The organism is Paenibacillus sp. FSL M7-1455 (genome assembly GCF_038004655.1).
Lineage (GTDB): Bacteria > Bacillota > Bacilli > Paenibacillales > Paenibacillaceae > Paenibacillus_AQ > Paenibacillus_AQ cookii.
The window spans coordinates 757,108-776,671 of the sequence record NZ_JBBORO010000001.1 but is presented as its reverse complement, the minus strand read 5'-3'; the positions used below and the strand labels follow the sequence as shown (position 1 = coordinate 776,671).

Here is a 19,564-nt window from a genome sequence, read left to right as displayed (position 1 = left end):
ACATTCTCCTTAACACGCCCGAATAGGTTTGGGTTATGAAATCTCCTGCTACCATACTAACATAATCTAAAAGATAACTTTTCGGCCAACGCCCGGAAAATTCAAAATTTTCCATATAGCGGGCCAGGCTCCAAAAACACAGATAAGGAATGGGACAAAAGACCCCATTCCTTATCTATATTCTGGATACCCTATCCGAAACTTGTGTCAAACGTTATACGGTTTTGGCGATGACCAAGACCTTCCCGAGGTCCAGCTCCTTCTCGTAAAACTGGGCCTCCGCCTCCGTGAAACCAAGCGACGTGATCTTGGCGCGGAGCTCGTCGCCCCTGAGCCGGAACAGATTGGCAAGAGCATCAAACATGCCTTCTTCCTTAATGCCGATCTCGTTCGCATTTGCCGCATCGGCAATCCGTTCCGTCCGGTCGCCGTCATGGGCCAAAACGAAGATGTTGTCGCTCATGTAACCGCTGTTTCGAAGGCGGCGTACTTCCTCCACGGCTTGAACGCCGTTTTCCACGACTTTTGCATACGATCTTGCATGGGTTGATGAATTCATGTTCCTCACTCTCCTTAAGCGTTTTTTTCGTCCGCTCATGTTCCTATTAACCATGAAGGGCGGCGGTGAAACCATTTATTTTTCGAAAATGGGTTTGGTCCGGTTCGCAGTCCTTCCACCGGTCATTCATGGCGGAATTTCTGCCAGACGGAAACCGCGAGATCCCCCCATTTCATCCAGCCCGCATCCTTTTTCTTTTTCCCGCGGGTTCCGTAAGCCGACGCATAGGCCTCGATCGTGCGTTCCTCCGAGTCGGCCGGAGCGGCTCTCAGGGGAGAAGGCTGTTTGATGAGGACTTTTTCGGTTCCCCGCTTGAATTTGTGCATGAAGGCGGCTGACGCCTGTTTGGCGGCAAGCGTAATTTCGCTGAGCGCCTCGCCCAAATGCTTGACCGATTCCATGACGGGGTCGATCTGCTGCATTTTGTGCCGCACGTCCCTCGTAATATCGTTGGCTTCCCTTACGACCTGTTTCACTTCGTACCCCAGTTCGTCCACCGTTTTTTGGATTTCCTGCAGCGTTTGCGTCGTTTTCTCCAACGATTCCTTGGCGGCGAGAAGGGTTTTGATCAAATAAACGACCAGCGCCACAAACGCGGCGGCAATGACGGCAACGCTTACTCCGATGAGCATAGCAAAACCTCGCTTTCCTAGTAGATTGCACGGCTATCCCGTTAGCTCCGGCATAAACCGCCAACGAAGACAACATGCGCTAAGGCGGCTCACCACGCGGCCGAATGTGCTGATATGCGTTAGTTACCCTGCCGGAGGACGCCCGAAACAACGCCTTTTGGTGCACAAAAAGAACGCCAAGCATCGTTATCGGACGCCAGGCGTTTCTTCCATGTACGCATCATGTTATTTGAGCAGGAGCGACGGCAAAGAAAGCCAGTCCAGCTTAAACGTCAGCTTGGCGCCGTCCTGCAGGAATTCGATATGGTCCACCGTCAGCATGTCCGGCAAATGGTCCTTCAAATGGACCGTGATCGTTCCCAGATGAAGCCATGAAGCGGGAATCCGCACGGATTTGACGCTCGTGGATTCATGCTGCAGATCCAGGTTGCTGCCGCTGGCTTCCATATGGAATTTCAGCTCGGCGCCAAACGGGATCAGATTGTCGTATTTGCCGTTGATGTCCGCCGTCACTTCCCGGCCGCTGAAATGAAACTCCGCACCGGTAACGGTGATCTGCTGCGGGATATCCCCCAAATGTTTCACCAGCTCTTTTTTGGCCAGCTCGTTCAGCTCGCTGCCGTTAAGCGTTATTTCGGGCTTGCGCGTTTTCAGCATTTCCACGGCCTTGGCTTTGACGTCTATGTCTTGATAGCTTAAATCCAGTTTCTGATCGGGAGAAATATACCAGATGATGAGGCCGCACGCGATGACGGCAAGCAAAAGCAACGTAACGATCATCCGAAGCAGTACTTTCATGTTCCGACTCCTTTCCGGTTCAAGGCGATCATTCCCGCCTCTCTATTCTCCCATTATACTGAATTCGCCTATCAATCTCGAATCCGGGGTCCGAAACGCCGCCGTCCCTGCGATCAGGCCAAACCTGTCCGGCCGGCCACTTCGAGCCAGCGTCTGGCGATGAGATCATGGCCTGCCGCCGACGGGTGGACGCCGTCATACAGCCAGTATGCCGGTTCGGCCCTTTTCGCCGCTTCGTCGAATGCGTCCTGCAGCGGCACGAAAACCGCTCCGAATTCCTCCGCGAGCTCACGGACGATCGTTTGGTATTTGCCGACGAGCTTTTGCCACTCCTCCCATTTGGCTTCCGTTGCGACTCCCTTGAGAACAAACGGCTCGCACAAAATGAGACGGGTATCCGGCAGCACTTCCTTCGTTTCTTCCAGCAGATGCCTGTATGCCCTTTCAAAACGGTCCGTCACGCCGCTCGGCTCCTCCGCCATCGTCCGCCATGCATCGTTAACCCCGATCAAAATGCTGATTACGTCGGGATTCAGGCTGAAGGCATCTTCGTTCCAGCGCGCATACAGATCGGAGACCCGGTTGCCGCTGATGCCCCGGTTGACGAATACCGGATTTTTATCCGCATGGTCGTTTGCCAGTCTGGAGGCGATCAGAAAAACGTAGCTTTGCCCGATAAAGTACTTTTGATAAAGCCCTCTGTCCCGGTTTGCGTCCGTAATCGAATCCCCTTGGAATAAAATAACCGCGTTTTCCTTCGAAATCATTGGCACCATTCCACGCTTTCCTGATTGATTTTTTTCAAGATTGCTATAAAATAATATACCTGAACTTTTGGTATTTTTGATAGATGACCGCCAATTTTGTTGGTTCAATTTGCCAAAGGCGGGTTATTTCTACGATAGGATGCGAATCCACATTATTGAAGGAGGAAAACAAAGATGAAAAAAATGATTGCGTTTGCGGCAGCTTTCGGCCTGATGGCCTCCATGGGCACGGCGGCGTTTGCCGATGCGGACAACTCCGCGGCGGAACAGGCGGCGTCCCCGGTTACCGGCACGTCGACGACGGTCGTGCAGCCTACCAAGCTGTTCGATGAGCCGCTGATCCAGCCGGGCGATCTTTCGAAGGAGAACAACGAACCGATCGTCATTTCCAAAATCACTCCTTTTTTTGCAGATCCTAACGGCCGCATTTTGAACTTCCTGTCTCCTCAGGTCGTGTACAGCACCGGAAAGCATGTCACCGACGTCAACGGCGACGGCCAGTGGGTCGAAATTTATACCTGGCTCGGCACAGCCTGGCTGCATATTCCCGAAGCGGTATAATTCCTAATACATAATAGGAACATGCAGCGCAAAAAGACCGGAGGTTCGCCTCACCGGAGGTTCGCCTCCGGTCTTTTTGCATGGCCATGATGATCGGCATGATGCCAAAGAAGTTATCTGATGATGCTGCCTCCGAAAAGGAAGCGCAGCTTCCATGAATTGCTGAAATCCGTTACGACGACGCCGCCCGCTTTTTGGGAATAGGTGTGGAGAAGCTTGCCCTCCCCCAGATACACCGCCACGTGCGTAATCCGCTCATGGTCTTTGTCGGCGCCGGCGGCCGCCGAAGCCGCAGACCCGATATCATTCACAAAAAAGACCAGGTCCCCGCGCTTGAGACCGTCAATATCGTATACCGCTTGGCTGTTTTGTTTCACCCAGGCTCCCTGCTGGCGGGAGTCCATCGGCAGGACGATGCCGGCGCCTTCCTTGAAAATTTGGCGGGTAAACGCCGAACAGTCGAAGGTATTCGTTTGGTTGCGGTCCGAGCCGAATTCGTAAGGGGTCCCCAAATATTTCATTCCCGTTTGGATCACCCGTTCAATGGCCTCGCCGGCATCCGAGGCGATCGGCGGCGTTGCCTGCGGAGCGCCGGATCCGCTGCCGGAAGGGGCCGCGGATACCGAACCCGGGGAGGCTTCGCCGGGTACCGTTATGTATCGTTCGTCAGAGCTGGTATAGCCCACTTTGCCTGACGGTGTTTTTACTTTATAGAAATAAGCGGTGCTGCTTTCGAGAATGGTGACCTTATCCCCGTTTTTCAAATATCCGATGACCTGGCCCGACGAGGAAGGTTTGTCCCGCAACCGGACGCTCGCCTGAATGACGCCGGTTGGCGTGACCGCGCTCTTTGGCGCCGAAATCGAAGCGGCATCGGCTTTGGAGCCCGGCAGCAGCGCCGCACCGGGAATCACCGCGGAAACCAGCAGGCAGCCGATCAGGCATTTCTTGATGTTGAACATGTCAATCCTCCTTATGCTGACTGAAAATGGGCGTTCTTGTCCCCATTATAGTCATGCGGAAGGATGTACTACATGCTTCTTTTCTCACAAATTTCCCATTCATGTTTTAGATATTCACAGGACTAAAGACCCAAAATTCTGTTCCGGTTGAATAACAAAACGCCGGCAACCCGGCGCCCGCATAACTTCTATTTTTTGACGGCACCATGCCGCCCCGGTTCCAAAACATCCAAATCCTTCGGCTCCACATGGACATGGACGTTCATGATATTATGCATATCCGTCAGCCGGTCCTCGATTTCGTCGCTGATCCGATGCCCTTCGATGATGCTCAAATGAGGGTCCACTTCAATCACCACATCCACCAGCACATGGTTGCCGTGTACCCTGGCTTTGACGTCCTTGATGCCTTCCACGCCCGGCGTGCGGCTGATGGCGCTGCGAAGATCCTTCAGCTCCGCCTGGTCGAAGCCGTCGGTCAACCGGTAGGTTGAATCCCTGAAAATATCCCAAGCCGTTTTGCAGATCAACAAGCCGACCGCGATCGCCGCAACCATGTCGAGCCAAGGCAGCCCGAATTGGGCCCCGACGATGCCGACCGCCGCTCCGATGCTGACGAGGGCATCCGACAAATTGTCCTTGGCCGCAGCCATAAGCGCCTGGTTGTTAATCTGCCTCGCCAATCTCCGGTTGTACAGATACACGCCGTACATGCATACCGCGCACACCACGGCAATTCCGGCGGCCCATAGATCGGGCTGCGTCTCCTTGCCGGCAAACAAGGATCGTACGGCATCGACCAACACCTGGATCCCGACCGTCGCCATAATGAAGGAAGCGATCAGCGCCGCGACCGTTTCGGCCCGAAAATGCCCGTAAGCATGGTCGGAGTCGGGCGGCTTCCGGGATATCCGCAGTCCGATCAGCACGGCCAGGGAGGCCACGATATCCGTCACGTTGTTAAAACCGTCGGCAAGCAGCGCGCTGGACGCAAACCAATAACCGCTCGCGAGTTTGAAGGAGGACAGGAGCAAGTAAGCCGCGATGCTGATCCAGGCTCCCCGCTCCCCTTTCCGTATATCGTCATAGATATTCACCAATTTCGAAGCCACCTTTACATGGGTTCCAAAAAGTCTTTTCCTATCCTATCAAATACCACCCGGGTGGGTCTAGAGAAACATAGTTGCAGCGGGCAAAGAGGTTTTATGCTCTACATCTCTTGTGGGGAGCCGCAAAAACGGATAGAATTAGGTACGATAAACCTTAGGGAGGGCCTGCCCATGTCCGAAAGCAAAGAGCAGAAGAAGGTCAGCCTGGCTGACGCCATCCGCGCCAAGCTGGAACAGAAAAAACAGCAGAACCAATCGTTTAAGCCCGGCGGATTTCAAGGAAATTCCCCGCAGGCGATGAAAAGCCAAAACAATAAAAAGCCGAACAACCAACGCCGCCGCACCGGAGGCTCTTGAGCCATGGCGGAAAACTCCCCCACAAAGCGAACCCGTTGCAATTATTTTTTTTCGAAGGGCTTTGCGGGGACCCCGAAGTATAGAATTTCTATGAACGAAAAAAAAGCTGCTCCCCGCCGGACAGCCCCTGTTTGAAAACAGAGGACCGCCCGGGCGGGTTAGCAGCTTTTTTCGATATACGGCATCGCCGCCGGCCTACAGGCCGTTCGGATACATTTTTTCGCGGAGCGCCTTGATCTCTTCGCTTTCCAGATATTCGTCATAGGTCATGACCTTATCGATGATGCCGGTCGGCGTAATCTCGATAATCCGGTTGGCGATCGTCTGAATGAACTGATGGTCATGCGACGTGAACAGGATCGTTCCGTCGAAATCGATCAGCCCGTTATTCAGCGCAGTGATCGATTCGAGATCCAAGTGGTTGGTCGGTTCGTCCAGCAGCAGGACGTTGGCGCCGTTCAGCATCATTTTGGCAAGCATGCAGCGCACCTTCTCGCCCCCGGAAAGCACGCTCGCTTTCTTCAGGGCTTCTTCCCCGGAGAACAGCATCCGGCCAAGGAAGCCGCGCAGGAAGGTTTCGTCCTGGTCTTTGGAATACTGGCGCAGCCATTCGACCAGGTTCAGATCGACCCCGTCGAAATATTCGGAGTTGTCTTTCGGGAAATACGCCTGGGAAGTCGTAACCCCCCAAGAGAATTCGCCGGAATCCGGTTCCGTGCGGCCCATCAACACCTCAAACAGCATCGATTTCGGCAGCCCGTTCGGACCGACGAACGCGATCTTGTCGCCTTTGTTGACGACGAAGCTCAGATCGTCCAGCACCTTCTCGCCTTCCACCGTTTTGGTCAGGCGGTCGACCGTCAGCAGCTGCTTGCCGGCTTCGCGCTCCGGTTTGAAGTGGATGAAAGGATATTTGCGGTTGGACGGACGAATGTCGTCCAGCGTAATTTTCTCCAGCTGCTTCTTCCGGGAAGTCGCCTGCTTCGACTTGGAGGCGTTGGCGGAGAAGCGTTGGATGAACGCCTGCAGTTCCTTGATCTTTTCTTCCTTTTTCTTGTTGGATTCGCGCTGCATTTGGAGCGCCAGCTGGCTGGATTCGTACCAGAAGTCGTAGTTGCCGACATACAGCTGGATTTTGCCGAAATCGATATCCGCAATATGCGTACATACCTTGTTCAGGAAGTGACGGTCGTGGGATACGACGATGACGGTGCCTTCATAATCCATCAGGAAGTTCTCAAGCCACTGGATGGATTCGAGGTCCAAGTGGTTCGTAGGTTCGTCCAGCAGCAGGTTGTTCGGGCGGCCGAACAAAGCCTGGGCCAAGAGCACGCGCACCTTCTCGTTGCCGCTCAGCTCTTCCATTTTTTTGTCGTGCAGCTCGCGCGTAATGCCGAGACCGATCAGCAACGCGGCCGCGTCGGCTTCCGCATCCCAACCGTTCAGTTCGGCGAATTCGCCTTCAAGCTCGCCCGCGCGCAGGCCGTCTTCTTCGGAGAAGTCGGGCTTGGCGTACAAGGCATCCTTTTCCTTCATGATCTCATAGAGGCGGCTATGGCCCATAATGACCGTTTCAAGAACCGGATATTCGTCATATTCAAAGTGGTTCTGCTTCAGCACGGCCAACCGTTCGCCCGGTGTCATATGAACTTCGCCGGAATTCGGCTCGATCTCGCCGGACAAAATTTTGAGGAAGGTCGATTTGCCGGCGCCGTTTGCGCCGATCAAGCCGTAGCAGTTGCCCGCTGTAAATTTTATATTCACATCTTCAAAAAGTGCGCGCTTTCCGTAACGGAGCGTCACGCCGCTTGTACTGATCATTAAGCATTACCATCCCTTTCACTAATAGGCTTCAGCACATTATAGCATAAAATGCCCCCGCAAAGGGGAGTTTTTGCCGCTTAGGCTTTACTTGACCCGCATCGTCTCCCCGCATTTCGGCACCCGGATGCGTTCCTCGGCGATGCCTAGCCGTTTCCGCTCGGCCTCCATCCGCTCCAGCGCCTCCTGCGCCGTATCGTCCGCAAGCCGGAACGTGCCGTAATGCATCGGGATCATCGTTTTCGCCCCGACATCGAGAAAAGCCTGCACCGCCTGCTCCGGATTGACGTGCTGCGTCGCCATGAACCACTCGGGTTCGTACGCCCCGATCGGGATCATCGCCGCATCGATCTTGAAGCGGCTTCCGATCTCTCGGAATCCGGGAAAATATCCGCTGTCGCCGGCAAAGTACAGGGTCCGCTTCGGCGGGTCCGGATCGCAGTCCGCCGCAGACCGTGCTTCCGCGGCAGGCTCGAGCACGTATCCGCCCCAATGCGAGGTATTCGTGTCGAAAGGCGTCCGCCGCGTCCAGTGCTGGGCGGGCACGAATGTGATCTTCGCGCCGCCGACGGCCGTCTGCTCCCACCAGCCCAGCTCCATGGCGTTCCGGAAGCCTTTGCGGACCATTTTGGCGCGCAGCCCGGCCGGAACGATCAAGGTCGTACCCTCACGATACAGCTTCCGTATGGAAGCCAGGTGCAAATGGTCATAATGGGAATGCGAGATCAGGATAACGTCCACCGGAGGCATGTCGCCGATGGCGATTCCCGGATCCAGGGTCCTGCGGTCCAGTCCCATCCGGTTGGCCCATACCGGATCCGTCAGCAGGTTCAAGCCCTCGTATTGAATGAGGAACGTCGAATGCCCGATCCACGTGATCGTAGGTTCGCGGCGGTTTCCCTGAAGATATTCGATGTCGGGAGGCACGCTGGGTACCCGGAAGGCGAGATCCTTTTTCTTCCCTCTCCGTTCCTTTCGCCACTGCCTGAACTCCTGCACGGAATGGTCCGTCCGGACATCGTCCATATTTTTATAGCGAATTTTGGGCAAATGTTCTCCCTCCTTCTCCTTCAGGCTCATCCCTTCCATTTTACCCTGAACATGGCGCCTTTTTCCAGCCAAGGCGGTTGACCGAAGCTGCCGCTCTCCTGAAAATTTTGGGGCCGAACCTGCGGCAAAAGGTTTTTGTTTATCGCGAAGTAAGGTACACTTATTCATGAGGCGAAATATTTGATATGGCCGTTACCTTGAAGGAGGTTTGTATCCCATGAAAATAAAATTCATCGAACCGACGCCGAGTCCGAACTCCATGAAACTTCACCTGGATGAAAGCCTGGAGCCCGGAATCCGCAAAACATATACGCTCGAAAACGAAAGATCGGCCCCGGCCTGGATCCGGGAAATGCTGCACATCGAAGGCGTAAAAAGCGTGTTCCACACCTTGGATTTCGTGGCGCTCGAACGCAAAGGCAATGCCGACTGGTCGGCCATTCTCGGGGAGGTGCAGGAACGCTTCGGGCGGGAAGGCGTGCAAAACGCCGCGCTGGAGGACGAAGCGGGAGCCGGCGAGCATTTTGGCGAAGCCGAGGTGCTGGTCCAGTTTTTCCGCGGCATTCCGATGCAGATTCGCGTCAAATCCGGCATGGAGGAAGAACGTCTGGCGCTTTCCCAGCGATTCACCGATGCGGTGATGGAGGTCGCCGCGACGACCATGATCAAGGAACGCAAGCTGAAGGATTACGGCGTCCGTTACGGGGAGCTGAAGACAATCGCCAAAGAGGTTGAGCAGGAGCTGGAAGCGGCATTCCCCGAAGAGCGCCTGAAGCAGGTCGTCGCCCAAGCGATCGCCCATGGGGCCAGCAGCGAGGAATTCGAAGAGCAGCGGCGCGAATTGACCGACGAAGAGCTCAAGGAAGCGATGAACAGCTCGGACTGGCGCGTCCGTTATGCGGCGCTGGACGGCATGACGCCGGCGGAAAAGCATCTTCCGTTGCTCCGTCAGGCTCTCCACGACGAGAAAATGCAGACGCGGCGCCTTGCCGTCGTTTATCTTGGCGACATCCGCACGCCCGAAGCGATGGAGCTGCTGTACGAAGCGCTGAAGGACAGCTCGCCTACCGTGCGCCGCACGGCCGGGGATACGCTCTCCGATATCGGCGATCCGGCGGCAACGCCCGCCATGCAGGCTCTGCTTAAGGACACGAGCAAAATCGTCCGCTGGCGGGCCGCCCGTTTCCTGTACGAGGTCGGAACGGAGGACGCCAGAGACGCGCTGAAGGAAGCGGTCGACGATCCCGAGTTCGAGGTCAGCCTGCAGGCGCGGATGGCGCTGGAGCGGATCGAATCCGGCGAACAGGCCGCCGGCACCGTGTGGCAGCAAATGGCCAAACGCAACCGTTCCTGACCGGCCCGCCGATTTATTGCTGCATTACCATATATATCTATTGTCATACGTTTCGCATTGCTTTACTATAGAAAAGCAATTGAAAACGTAAAGATAACCTCATCCTGCAAAGGTGAGGTAGAGGTTGCGAAAGCGATGAGTAGCTGCAGGGAGGCGCAAGGAACCGCCGACGATCTGCCGTGAAGGGCGCTTTCGCCGAAGTGTGGCGGTCCGTTCCGATCGACGGCCATGCTGGGGCTGTACCCGAAAGGGACAGAACTGTCGCGGCTGAACCGGCATCGCTTAAGAATGCCGTTTGGCCGTGTTGAGCTATCTTTCATGGATGCACGGATGCGGAAGCCAGAGGACAAGCATACAGCCCGCAGGTCATTCCATGCCCTGCGGGCTTTTTGGGCTGGTTTATCCCCTTCCATGATCATAACGAAATCATACAGAAGGGAAGTTTTACACTCATGAGCAGCAAACAACCTGCGAATTCCCTAAGGCAAAGCTTGAAAGCCCGCCACATGACGATGATCGCCCTCGGGGGTTCGATCGGCACCGGACTTTTTCTTGCCAGCGGGAGCGCGATATCTTCGGCCGGTCCCGGCGGAGCCATCCTGGCTTATGCCGCGATCGGACTTATGGTTTATTTTTTGATGACAAGCCTTGGAGAACTGGCGACCTACATGCCCGACTCCGGCTCGTTCAGCACGTACGGCAGCCGTTTCGTAAGTCCCGCTTTCGGTTTTGCGGTCGGCTGGAACTTTTGGTACAACTGGGCGGTCACGATTGCGGCCGAGCTTTCCGCAGCCACCGTCATTATTAAATACTGGTTCCCGAATTCCCCGTCGCTGCTTTGGAGCTTTTTGTTCCTGGCGCTTATGTTCGCCCTCAACGCGTTATCCGCGAAAGGTTACGGCGAATCGGAATATTGGTTTGCGATTATCAAGGTTGCCACGGTCATCCTGTTCCTGGTGCTCGGCGTCATGATGATCTTCGGCATTTTCGGCGGCAAACCCGTCGGCTTCAGCAATTTCAATCTGGGCGGCAGCCCGTTCCATGGCGGATTTTTCGCCTTTATCGGCGTGTTCATGGCCGCAGGCTTCTCGTTCCAGGGCACCGAACTGATCGGGGTCGCGGCGGGAGAAAGCGAAGACCCGCGGCGCAACGTGCCGCGGGCCATCCGACAAGTCTTTTGGCGCATCCTGCTGTTTTATATTTTGGCGATCGTGGTCATCGGATTTTTGATCCCTTACACGAACCCGAACCTGCTGAAAACCGACTTGAACAACATCGGCGTCAGTCCGTTCACGCTGGTATTCGAAAAAGCCGGGCTCGCCTTCGCCGCCTCCGTCATGAACGCTGTCATCCTGAGCTCCGTGCTTTCCGCAGGCAACTCCGGCATGTACTCTTCGACCCGCGTGCTGTACGCGATGGCCAAAGACGGGCTCGCGCCGAAAATATTCGGCAAGCTGAGCAGCCGCGGCGTTCCGATCAACGCGCTGATCATGACCGGACTGATCGGCATGCTGGCTTTCCTGGCCTCCCTGTTCGGGGACGGCGTCGTGTACAACTGGCTGCTGAACGCCTCGGGCATGTGCGGCTTCATTAACTGGCTCGGCATCGCCGTATGCCATTACCGGTTCCGCCGCGCCTTCATCGCGCAGGGGCATTCGCTCGACGAGCTGCCTTACCGCGCCAAATGGTTCCCGTTCGGCCCGATATTTGCCTTTATCCTGTGCATCGTCGCCATCGCCGGCCAAAATACGGGCGCCTTCACCGGTTCGAAAATCGACTGGTACGGTTTGTTGGTATCCTACGTCAGCGTCCCTTTGTTTATCGTGATTTGGCTCGGATACAAATGGGTCAAAGGCAGCAAATTGATTCCGCTGAAGGAATGCGACTTGACGATGCACGAACGGCCGAACCGATAATGAAACGAGAAAGATCCCTTCCGCTTCTGCTGCGTGCAGTCCGGGAGGGATCTTTTTTTAACGTATGCTATTTCCAGGTCACGTATACCCGCAAGTCCTCCGTTTCATCCAGTCCGCTTTCCACGTATGAGATGGAATTGACGCCAAGCCGGTACAGATCCTGCAGATCATCCACCAAAGCTTCCTTGCTTCCGTGATAACGGAACAACAGCGAGCGTCCCCCCTGCTTGATCACGGCCTGCGCTTTGGACCTCAGCTGGGCACTGGAGCTGACGATCTGCGACGGATCGTAAAGCTGGTATTCCAGGTCCCGCTCCAGCTTCTTGTAGAAGCCTTTGCGGCTGTCGTTCTGCCTGATCAGCTGCTTGAGCGTATCCCGGTACGGCGTATTCGCGGCCGGATAACTTTTCGTCCAGGCGTGGTCCTTTTTCATCTGCGCGTCGGTGCGAAGATAATATCCGAATCCGATCTCTCCCTTCCTGTCCGGCGCCGGGTCGTCCCAAGTCGTGTCGAGATGGTACCATTTCCCGTCCAGCAAGACGAGGTTCCATGCATGAAGCTGGCTCACCCCCGTATTCCGCGGCGTGGCCGTTCCCTCCACGATCCGGTTCGTGATGCCCGCATCCTTCAGCATCTTATAAGCTAGCAGGGAGTATCCCTGGCAAACCGTGCTGCCGGAGCTCAGTCCGTCGTAAGCCGTATATTTCTGCAGCGTTTCGTCGTATTTCAAATGAAGCACGATCCAGTCATGGATCGCCTTGATTTTCTCGTGGTCGTTCATCCCCGGCTTGATCATATCGCCCAAAATGCTCCGGACCTGCCGGGAGACATATGCCGTTTGGGCCGCCGTCTCCCGGTAGCTCAATTGAACGCTCACGTTCGCCGACTTCGAGCTGCCGCTGTAAGAATAACCGTAACTTTCGATGGTATAGTTCATGTACGGATCGCTTTCAAGCGCCTCTTCGAGCGCCTGTTTCAGCTGCCCCTTGAGCTGATTCGTTTTCCCTTGATAAACAAATTGAATTTGCCCGAGCCGTTGATTCATCGCGCGCAGCAGCGTGTTTTGCAGCTCCTGGTCGGTTTTGACCACGCTGGCGCCTGATGTCGTCGAGGATGCATAAACCATCTCCCAATCGATACAAAGGGGTATTACCGCTGCGATAAGCGTGCCGGTCAGCAGCATTTTGGCCGCCGATCCCCGCTTCCATCTCATACAGTCCCCTCCCTTCTCTACAATAGGCATATTTGTCCGGGTAACAACGAGCCGCTTTTTAGCCCTCCGAATTGACTCTATTCCTATGATGGAACATATATGACTGCGTATTTGGCTGATCTTTTGCCCGCATCAGGTTATATCCGTCATTCACGGATTCGGCTTAAATGCTGCCTGCACGAAGGCCCTTGCGCTTTCGGCGATCCGGGTCGCGTCTCCCGCCGCCAAGGCGTCTTTCGACAGCAGCGAGCTTCCGATGCCGACCGCGCTGGCGCCTGCCTCATAATATTCCGCGATATTTTGGAGCGACACCCCGCCGGTCACGATCAGCGGAATATGGTTGAGCGGAGCGCGGATTTCGCGCAAATATCCGAGACCCAGGCTGGCCATCGGAAATAGCTTTACGGCCTCGGCCCCCGCGTAAAAGGCGGTAACGATTTCGGTCGGGGTCATCGCTCCCGGCCAAATGTCGATCCCCTGCTCGAGCGCATACCGGATGACGTGCAAATCCACGTTGGGAGAGATCAAAAATTCGGCTCCGGCCGATACCGCTTCCTTGGCCATCTTCACGTTCAGCACCGTCCCGGCCCCAACGCGAGCTTGGCCGTTATATAACGAGCGCCAATCGTGGATGATATCCAGCGCCCCTTCCGTATTCATAGTCACTTCCATCAGCTTTACCCCGCCGGCGGCGAGGCCGGCCCCCGCCACCCTTGCCTCGTCCCGCGTAATTCCCCTGACGATGGCCACCAGCCGGGAAGATAAAAGCTCGTCCATCAATTTCATGTCGTGCTTGCCCCCTATCCTCTTCTCTATTAAACATAATTCGCAGGCTTGAGGCGGTTTCCCTTCTGTAGGCGAGAAAATCCAAAAGACGTCAACGGTCGGAAAATCGCAACATTTTTCGGCCGTTTGTAGCGGAAATCTCCGGCAAATTCCGGTATAATAGAAATGTTGAGGATTTTGCAAAAATCCGGGTTGTCTGTTGTTCAGCTTGATCCATATCGATGAATGGAGCGAATGTCCGTGACTTACGTGGATACTTCCAATATATCGGCCGAAGTGTTCGTGACCGTGTTGCTGTTTCTGATCATCATTGCGCCTCTTTTCAGCTTGGCGATCCTCCGGTTTTTCCAGGGCAAGAAAAAAGCCGGGCTGCTGCTGATCGCGGCCGGCGTGGCGGTTTACCTTGTTTTTCAGATCGTCATGAAATTTTTATTTTGAATGCGCTCGCTTTTTGAACGTTTGGCCGCGAACGTTTTTCCGATCGAACGAAATATGGCTTTAAAAAAAGGGAATTACGCTGGTTTTCGAACCAAACGCGACTCCCTTTTTTTATTGCGGAATCCTTTGTGCCGTTCATCTAAAAAGACCTTTCATCCATAGACTGCTCTACGGATGAAAGGTCTGAATTTGCCGAACGTTACGCCTGCCCGTTCAAAGCCTTTTCGAACTGCAGTTTGTTCATGCCGAGAATGCGGTGTTCGCCGATGACGGTAACCGGAACGGCACGCATGCCCATATCCCATACCTGCTGGGCGAATTCATCGCTTTGCTCGATGTTGCGTTCTTCGTATTCCACGCCTTTTTCCGCTAAATAGCTTTTCACCTGACGGCAGTGTGGGCAGTTAGTGCTGGTATATACGATTGCTTTTTCCATGGAAATGTCACCTCGTCGTCAAATCTGAATATAAAAATCCATCACGTACTGAATATTTCAAGCCATTAAAGAACGGCGGTATGATGCTCCAGGCTTTCGATGTATTTTTCGCAATCCATCGCTGCCATACATCCGCTGCCGGCGGCCGTGATCGCTTGTCTGTAGCGGGTATCCTGAACGTCGCCGCAGGCGAATACGCCCGGAATGTTCGTTTCGGAAGTGCCCGGCTGCACCACGATATATCCGTTGGCATCGGTCGTGATTTGTCCGCCAAGGAAGCCCGTGTTCGGATGGTGGCCGATCGCGACGAATACGCCGCTTGCTTCGATCAATTCCTCTTCGCCGGTGTCGTTATTGCGCACTTTCAAGCCTTGCACGCCGCGCTCGTCGGCGACAACCTCGATCGGCGTGCGGTTGAGCGCCCATTCCACTTTCTCGTTGCTGCGCACGCGGTCCTGCATGATTTTCGAACCGCGCAGCTCGTTGCGACGGTGAACCAGCGTCACTTTCGATGCGAAACGCGTCAGGAAACCTGCTTCCTCCAGCGCCGAATCGCCGCCGCCGACAACCACGATTTCTTTGCCGCGGAAGAAGAAGCCGTCGCAGGTCGCGCAAGTGCTGACGCCGCGTCCGACGTTTTCCTGCTCGCCCGGAATGCCCAAATATTTGGCCGTCGCGCCGGTCGAAATGATCAGCGTTTCGGTTTCGATTTGGCCGATGCCTTCCACGTCAAGTTTGAACGGGCGTCCGCCCAGTTCCACGCCGTTGACCCATCCCGTGCGGAATTCCGCGCCGAAACGTTCGGCTTGCTTGCGCATGTTATCCATGAGTTCCGGTCCCATGATGCCGTCGGGAAAACCCGGGAAGTTCTCGACTTCGGTCGTCGTCGTGAGCTGGCCGCCAGGCTGCGGTCCTTCGATAATGAGCGGGTTCAGGTTGGCGCGCGCCAAATAGATGGCTGCGGTCAAACCTGCAGGTCCTGTACCGATAATTACGGATTTATACATAAAGATTCCCTCCAAGCTTGCAGTGCCCGGAAAGTAGTCCGCTTCAAAGCGGGACGTTACCAGGATCACTTGTAGTGTACTAATTAAAATGATTATTATTTGATAATTATTATCATATAAATGGACACGAATGTCAATAGAACTAGTATACATGGGTTCAAACCGATTGTTAACCTTTATTTAAAGGGAAAACTCCCGGCCAGACGGCCCGGGAGCTCATTATGCGGGAATTTCCGACATTTATCTCAACAAACGCAGCGCGTTCAAAATGACCAGGATCGTGCTCCCTTCATGCCCGACCACGCCGAGCGGAAGCGCAATGCCCGTCACGAAATTCCCGGCCATCAGCAGCACGATGACGGAGATGGCAAATACCATATTTTGCTTGACGATCCGGCGCGCGCGGCGGGCAAGCTTGATCGTCCCGGCAATTTCCTCGATGTTGTCGTTCATGAGGACGACGTCGGCCACCTCCAGCGCCGTGCCGCTGCCGCTCATGCCCATCCCCATGCCGACGGTCGCCGTGGCCAGCGCCGGCGCATCGTTGACGCCGTCGCCGACCATCACGACATGGCCGTGTTCCTCGCGCAGCTGTTTCACGTATTTCACCTTTTCTTCCGGAAGCAGGTCGGAATAAATCAGGTCGACGCCGATTTGCCGGCCGATCACCTGCGCCGTTTCGCCGCGGTCGCCGGTCAGCATCGCGACCTTCACGCCGATCGCCTGAAGCTTGCGGACCGCGGCGATGGCCTGAGGACGCACCACATCCTGCAGAGCGACAAGTCCGGCTACCCGCTCTCCGTCCATAACGACCGACACGGTTTTGCCTTCGCCGCCCAGGATGCTCCGCTGCCGTTTCCAACGCTCCGCTTCCGCGCGGTCGTCCAAATGATCCAGCACGTCGGTTTTGCCGATCCGCCAGGTTTTGCCCGCCACGATGCCTTCCATCCCCCAGCCCGTCACCGAAGTGACCGACTCGGCCGGGAGCGTCTCGACGCCCTCGATTTCGGCTTGGCGAACGATCGCTTTGGCGAGCGGATGCTCGGACAGCTGTTCCACCGATGCGATGGCGGCCAGCAGGTCCAGGCGGTCATACCCTTCCGCCGCAATCAAGTCCGTGACCTGGGGTTCCCCGGCCGTCAGCGTGCCGGTTTTATCGAAGGCAACGACGGAGGTCAGCGCCATGTTTTCCATGTGCGCTCCGCCTTTGAACAGGATGCCGCGGCGGGCCCGGTTGGAGATCGCCGACAGCAGGGCCGGCATAATCGAAGCGACAAGCGCGCAAGGCGAGGCGACGACCAGGAAAACCATGGCTTTATAGAAAGACATCCCGAAACTCCAGCCAAGGACGAACGGCGCCCCAAAAATGATGACAAGCGTGGCCGCCACGACGATCCGTGCGTAAATGCCTTCAAAACGCTGCATGAACCGTTCCGATTGCGGAACCTCGTTTTCCGCTTCTTCCACCAGACGGATGATTTTTGCGAAGACGGTCGCATCCGAGGTTTGCGTCACTTCAATATACAGCACGCCCTCGCCGTTCAGCGTTCCGGCAAATACCTCATCGCCTTCGGCTTTGTCGACGGGCACCGATTCGCCGGTAATGGAGGCCTGGTTGACGGCCGAGCTCCCTTTCTGAATGATGCCATCCGCAGGAATAAGTTCGCCGGGCTTCACCAAGATCAGGTCGTTCACCTTCAGCTCATCGATCGAAACCAGGGCCATCCTGCCGTCTTCGATCCGAAGCGCCATCTCGGGTTTGAGCGCCATCAAGGAAGAGATATCCTTCCGGCTCCGTTCCATCGTGTAACTTTCCAGCGCGCCGCTTAAGGCGAATATAAAGATCAGCATCGCGCCTTCGTTCCAGTAGCCGATGCTTGCGGCACCCATCGCCGCCGCGACCATCAGCAGGTTCACGTCAAGCTCCCGCTCCTTGATCAGCGTTTCGATGCCTTCCTTCGCTTTCAGCCATCCCCCGGCCGCGTAGGACATGATATATAAGAGCACCGAAATTCCGGCCGAAACATGGCCGAACGCCCATCCGCCAATCATAAGCAAGCCGCTGAGTATGGCCGCCTGCATTTCCTTGTTCAGCAGCATGCTCCGAAGATCGATGCGTCTTCTGCGGTGCGGATTCGGCGCATTGGCGCTGCCGGATGAAGGAAGCTCTTTTATGGCTTTGGCCGCGATTTTTTGTACATTTTCCATCGTAATCACCTTCCTGTTTGAGAATGAAAAACATTATTACTGCCCTTAAAACAGCACATGCTGCTCCAGACCAGCCGGAGCAGCATGTTTTCATGAAGGACGGGGACCGTCCCATTGAGAATGATAATCATTTTTGCACTAATACAATTATTTTTCCTACATACAACTTTATACTTGCATTATATGCCGGACCGGCAAAAAAGTAAACCCATATTCTGGCCCATTGTTCACGAAAAGACAAAAAAACTGCATACGGGAATGCCGTTTTAGGCAATCACCTTATGCAGTATCGAATTCATCATCCCTTAACCCGAATGGTACTCTGGGAGCTTGAGGATCTTCCCGCCCTCTGCTGTATTTCCCACTGCGCCGCAGCCAGACGGAAAGCGGGAAGCTGCTCCGCCGGAACGCCAATCTCCGCGAACCCGGCGCGGTAAACCGCCGGCAAATCGGCCGTGTTTCGCAGCCCTGTCGCGCGCAGCAGGAGGCGCGGCCTTATTTTTCGAATCGTACCCGAAAGCGCGGCGATGTGTTCGACGACATCATCAGGCCATGGCGTTTCCGGATCGCTGATCCCGCCGCAATCCAATACAAGCAGGTTCGCGCTTCTAGCAAGGTCGGCCGCCGCGCTGCAGGCGATATCCGCATTCATTAAGGCACCGATGCTGAATGAGACGGCACGGCGTTGATGGCACAACGTCTCCTCGGCCACCCGCTCGATCAATTCATGGGTTTGGTTCCATGCCTCCGGGTCGGACGTATGGGGAACGAGAATTTCGATCCGATGCTCCATTCCCTGCCGGTGGCAAGCCAGCGCGGCTCTGAATAACGCTTCCAGCTGGATGTCCCTTAAATCGGAGAGGGCTTCCTTTTCTCTCGGATGTCCCTTCATAATATCGAGCCCGGAAATCAACGCGACGCGTAAAACCCTCTCGTCCAAGTGATGCAGCACCGTTTCCATATGCCCTTTCCACCGGTACAGCAGACGTTCCCTGCAGGCGATGCTCGGGTGCGGCCGCCCGCTGAGACCGGCATATTGCATGATCCACTCTTCGTAAATCTCCTTCAAATGGCCGCGCGCAAGCCAATCATCCTCCCGCAGCAGCGTCAAACCGGCGGTCCCGGACAACGCTTCGGCCTGTTCCGGCGGATACGTCCAATCTTCGGCAAAAATGCCCATGCCGCGCGCATCGTCGCACCATCCGAGCAAAAGCTCCGGCGCCCCCAGATCGCCCTGATCTCCTGAAAAGGGCTCGGCCTCGCGCAAAAGGCTCCCGATCGAATACGGGTCGGCGGCGCGGATCGCCTCCTCTTTCGTCATGGACTCGATTCGGACCAATTCTACAAGCGACGCAATCTCCGGCAAGGAGCATGCCCGCGCCTGCCCTTCATCCTGCAGGGACATGCCGTCATTTTGCCTGTCAACAGGATAAATCGCTTCCATAAAAGAAGACATCGAGCAGGAGCCGCTTTGGCAGCAGTTATTCTGACACCGACCATTCCTCATGTTTGGCAGTCCACCCTCTTTTCCCGGATAAATGAGCCCGTTTGCAGTGAGCCCTACCTTACACCATATTAGCGGGGGGCGCG

The 19,564-nt window shown here is 55.5% G+C and carries 19 protein-coding genes and 1 riboswitch; of the genes, 5 read left to right on the top strand and 14 right to left on the bottom strand.

What is annotated here, in order from left to right:
- Positions 1-214: 214 nt before the first annotated feature.
- The 4 genes from NYE48_RS03400 to NYE48_RS03385 form a co-directional block, all read right to left on the bottom strand.
- Positions 215-559 carry a general stress protein gene (locus NYE48_RS03400; RefSeq protein ID WP_212951868.1) on the bottom strand — a complete coding sequence of 115 codons (345 nt, stop codon included), beginning with the start codon at positions 557-559 and terminating at the stop codon, positions 215-217.
- A gap of 122 nt (positions 560-681) precedes the next feature.
- Positions 682-1,191 carry a DUF948 domain-containing protein gene (locus NYE48_RS03395; RefSeq protein ID WP_340996895.1) on the bottom strand — a complete coding sequence of 170 codons (510 nt, stop codon included), beginning with the start codon at positions 1,189-1,191 and terminating at the stop codon, positions 682-684.
- Positions 1,192-1,416: 225 nt separating this feature from the next.
- Entirely contained in the window at positions 1,417-1,989 is a 573-nt protein-coding gene (locus tag NYE48_RS03390) for a hypothetical protein (RefSeq protein ID WP_036712827.1), read from the bottom strand.
- Positions 1,990-2,102: 113 nt separating this feature from the next.
- Positions 2,103-2,756 carry an SGNH/GDSL hydrolase family protein gene (locus NYE48_RS03385; protein WP_341000593.1) on the bottom strand — a complete coding sequence of 218 codons (654 nt, stop codon included), beginning with the start codon at positions 2,754-2,756 and terminating at the stop codon, positions 2,103-2,105.
- A gap of 174 nt (positions 2,757-2,930) precedes the next feature.
- Here NYE48_RS03385 and NYE48_RS03380 point away from each other — a divergent pair, with 174 nt between their 5' ends.
- The gene (locus NYE48_RS03380) at positions 2,931-3,317 is read left to right on the top strand and encodes a hypothetical protein (RefSeq protein ID WP_212951871.1); all 387 of its coding nucleotides are present in this window, start codon (positions 2,931-2,933) and stop codon (positions 3,315-3,317) included.
- A 113-nt stretch (positions 3,318-3,430) separates the two neighbouring features.
- Here NYE48_RS03380 and NYE48_RS03375 read toward each other — a convergent pair whose 3' ends face one another.
- On the bottom strand, positions 3,431-4,279 hold the full coding sequence (locus tag NYE48_RS03375; RefSeq protein ID WP_340996893.1) for a C40 family peptidase: 849 nt from the start codon (positions 4,277-4,279) through the stop codon (positions 3,431-3,433).
- A gap of 188 nt (positions 4,280-4,467) precedes the next feature.
- The gene (locus NYE48_RS03370) at positions 4,468-5,379 is read right to left on the bottom strand and encodes a cation diffusion facilitator family transporter (RefSeq protein ID WP_281422520.1); all 912 of its coding nucleotides are present in this window, start codon (positions 5,377-5,379) and stop codon (positions 4,468-4,470) included.
- Positions 5,380-5,559: 180 nt separating this feature from the next.
- Here NYE48_RS03370 and NYE48_RS03365 point away from each other — a divergent pair, with 180 nt between their 5' ends.
- On the top strand, positions 5,560-5,745 hold the full coding sequence (locus NYE48_RS03365; protein WP_036712824.1) for a hypothetical protein: 186 nt from the start codon (positions 5,560-5,562) through the stop codon (positions 5,743-5,745).
- A 195-nt stretch (positions 5,746-5,940) separates the two neighbouring features.
- Here the strand turns inward: NYE48_RS03365 and NYE48_RS03360 are convergent, their stop codons facing one another.
- Entirely contained in the window at positions 5,941-7,566 is a 1,626-nt protein-coding gene (locus NYE48_RS03360; protein WP_340996890.1) for an ABC-F family ATP-binding cassette domain-containing protein, read from the bottom strand.
- Between the two features lie 87 nt (positions 7,567-7,653).
- Positions 7,654-8,616, bottom strand: a complete 963-nt coding sequence (locus NYE48_RS03355) for an MBL fold metallo-hydrolase (RefSeq protein ID WP_340996889.1) — start codon at positions 8,614-8,616, stop codon at positions 7,654-7,656.
- 217 nt (positions 8,617-8,833) lie between these two features.
- Between NYE48_RS03355 and NYE48_RS03350 the strand changes: the two genes are divergently transcribed.
- Complete coding sequence (locus NYE48_RS03350; RefSeq protein WP_340996887.1) at positions 8,834-9,970, top strand: virulence factor; 1,137 nt, start codon at positions 8,834-8,836, stop codon at positions 9,968-9,970.
- A 110-nt stretch (positions 9,971-10,080) separates the two neighbouring features.
- A riboswitch (Lysine riboswitch) is annotated at positions 10,081-10,290 on the top strand.
- Positions 10,291-10,422: 132 nt separating this feature from the next.
- Entirely contained in the window at positions 10,423-11,886 is a 1,464-nt protein-coding gene (locus tag NYE48_RS03345; protein ID WP_212951881.1) for an amino acid permease, read from the top strand.
- A gap of 67 nt (positions 11,887-11,953) precedes the next feature.
- Here the strand turns inward: NYE48_RS03345 and NYE48_RS03340 are convergent, their stop codons facing one another.
- On the bottom strand, positions 11,954-13,099 hold the full coding sequence (locus NYE48_RS03340; protein ID WP_036712820.1) for a transglutaminase domain-containing protein: 1,146 nt from the start codon (positions 13,097-13,099) through the stop codon (positions 11,954-11,956).
- Between the two features lie 150 nt (positions 13,100-13,249).
- Positions 13,250-13,885, bottom strand: coding sequence for a bifunctional 4-hydroxy-2-oxoglutarate aldolase/2-dehydro-3-deoxy-phosphogluconate aldolase (locus NYE48_RS03335; RefSeq protein WP_340996881.1), 636 nt, complete (start codon positions 13,883-13,885; stop codon positions 13,250-13,252).
- Positions 13,886-14,119: 234 nt separating this feature from the next.
- Here NYE48_RS03335 and NYE48_RS03330 point away from each other — a divergent pair, with 234 nt between their 5' ends.
- Positions 14,120-14,323, top strand: coding sequence for a hypothetical protein (locus NYE48_RS03330; protein ID WP_373316247.1), 204 nt, complete (start codon positions 14,120-14,122; stop codon positions 14,321-14,323).
- A gap of 199 nt (positions 14,324-14,522) precedes the next feature.
- Here NYE48_RS03330 and NYE48_RS03325 read toward each other — a convergent pair whose 3' ends face one another.
- The 4 genes from NYE48_RS03325 to NYE48_RS03310 all read right to left on the bottom strand — a co-directional run bounded on the left by NYE48_RS03325 (position 14,523) and on the right by NYE48_RS03310 (position 19,430).
- Positions 14,523-14,759 (bottom strand): glutaredoxin family protein, encoded by a 237-nt coding sequence (locus NYE48_RS03325; RefSeq protein ID WP_036712815.1) that lies wholly within the window; start codon positions 14,757-14,759, stop codon positions 14,523-14,525.
- A 65-nt stretch (positions 14,760-14,824) separates the two neighbouring features.
- Entirely contained in the window at positions 14,825-15,766 is a 942-nt protein-coding gene (trxB, locus tag NYE48_RS03320) for a thioredoxin-disulfide reductase (protein ID WP_212951883.1), read from the bottom strand.
- Between the two features lie 240 nt (positions 15,767-16,006).
- Positions 16,007-17,974 (bottom strand): heavy metal translocating P-type ATPase, encoded by a 1,968-nt coding sequence (locus NYE48_RS03315; RefSeq protein WP_340996877.1) that lies wholly within the window; start codon positions 17,972-17,974, stop codon positions 16,007-16,009.
- Positions 17,975-18,272: 298 nt separating this feature from the next.
- Complete coding sequence (locus NYE48_RS03310; protein WP_340996875.1) at positions 18,273-19,430, bottom strand: hypothetical protein; 1,158 nt, start codon at positions 19,428-19,430, stop codon at positions 18,273-18,275.
- Positions 19,431-19,564: the final 134 nt, after the last annotated feature.

What these genes read in the sequence shown, in the direction of transcription:
- NYE48_RS03360 (WP_340996890.1), bottom strand. Translation starts at nt 7,566, where the DNA reads ATGATCAGTACAAGCGGCGTGACGCTCCGTTACGGAAAGCGCGCACTT.
- NYE48_RS03400 (WP_212951868.1), bottom strand. Translation starts at nt 559, where the DNA reads ATGAATTCATCAACCCATGCAAGATCGTATGCAAAAGTCGTGGAAAAC.
- NYE48_RS03310 (WP_340996875.1), bottom strand. Translation starts at nt 19,430, where the DNA reads ATGTCTTCTTTTATGGAAGCGATTTATCCTGTTGACAGGCAAAATGAC.
- NYE48_RS03340 (WP_036712820.1), bottom strand. Translation starts at nt 13,099, where the DNA reads ATGAGATGGAAGCGGGGATCGGCGGCCAAAATGCTGCTGACCGGCACG.
- NYE48_RS03365 (WP_036712824.1), top strand. Translation starts at nt 5,560, where the DNA reads ATGTCCGAAAGCAAAGAGCAGAAGAAGGTCAGCCTGGCTGACGCCATC.
- NYE48_RS03390 (WP_036712827.1), bottom strand. Translation starts at nt 1,989, where the DNA reads ATGAAAGTACTGCTTCGGATGATCGTTACGTTGCTTTTGCTTGCCGTC.
- NYE48_RS03350 (WP_340996887.1), top strand. Translation starts at nt 8,834, where the DNA reads ATGAAAATAAAATTCATCGAACCGACGCCGAGTCCGAACTCCATGAAA.
- NYE48_RS03335 (WP_340996881.1), bottom strand. Translation starts at nt 13,885, where the DNA reads ATGAAATTGATGGACGAGCTTTTATCTTCCCGGCTGGTGGCCATCGTC.
- NYE48_RS03375 (WP_340996893.1), bottom strand. Translation starts at nt 4,279, where the DNA reads ATGTTCAACATCAAGAAATGCCTGATCGGCTGCCTGCTGGTTTCCGCG.
- trxB (WP_212951883.1), bottom strand. Translation starts at nt 15,766, where the DNA reads ATGTATAAATCCGTAATTATCGGTACAGGACCTGCAGGTTTGACCGCA.
- NYE48_RS03325 (WP_036712815.1), bottom strand. Translation starts at nt 14,759, where the DNA reads ATGGAAAAAGCAATCGTATATACCAGCACTAACTGCCCACACTGCCGT.
- NYE48_RS03395 (WP_340996895.1), bottom strand. Translation starts at nt 1,191, where the DNA reads ATGCTCATCGGAGTAAGCGTTGCCGTCATTGCCGCCGCGTTTGTGGCG.
- NYE48_RS03330 (WP_373316247.1), top strand. Translation starts at nt 14,120, where the DNA reads ATGTCCGTGACTTACGTGGATACTTCCAATATATCGGCCGAAGTGTTC.
- NYE48_RS03345 (WP_212951881.1), top strand. Translation starts at nt 10,423, where the DNA reads ATGAGCAGCAAACAACCTGCGAATTCCCTAAGGCAAAGCTTGAAAGCC.
- NYE48_RS03380 (WP_212951871.1), top strand. Translation starts at nt 2,931, where the DNA reads ATGAAAAAAATGATTGCGTTTGCGGCAGCTTTCGGCCTGATGGCCTCC.
- NYE48_RS03385 (WP_341000593.1), bottom strand. Translation starts at nt 2,756, where the DNA reads ATGATTTCGAAGGAAAACGCGGTTATTTTATTCCAAGGGGATTCGATT.
- NYE48_RS03315 (WP_340996877.1), bottom strand. Translation starts at nt 17,974, where the DNA reads ATGGAAAATGTACAAAAAATCGCGGCCAAAGCCATAAAAGAGCTTCCT.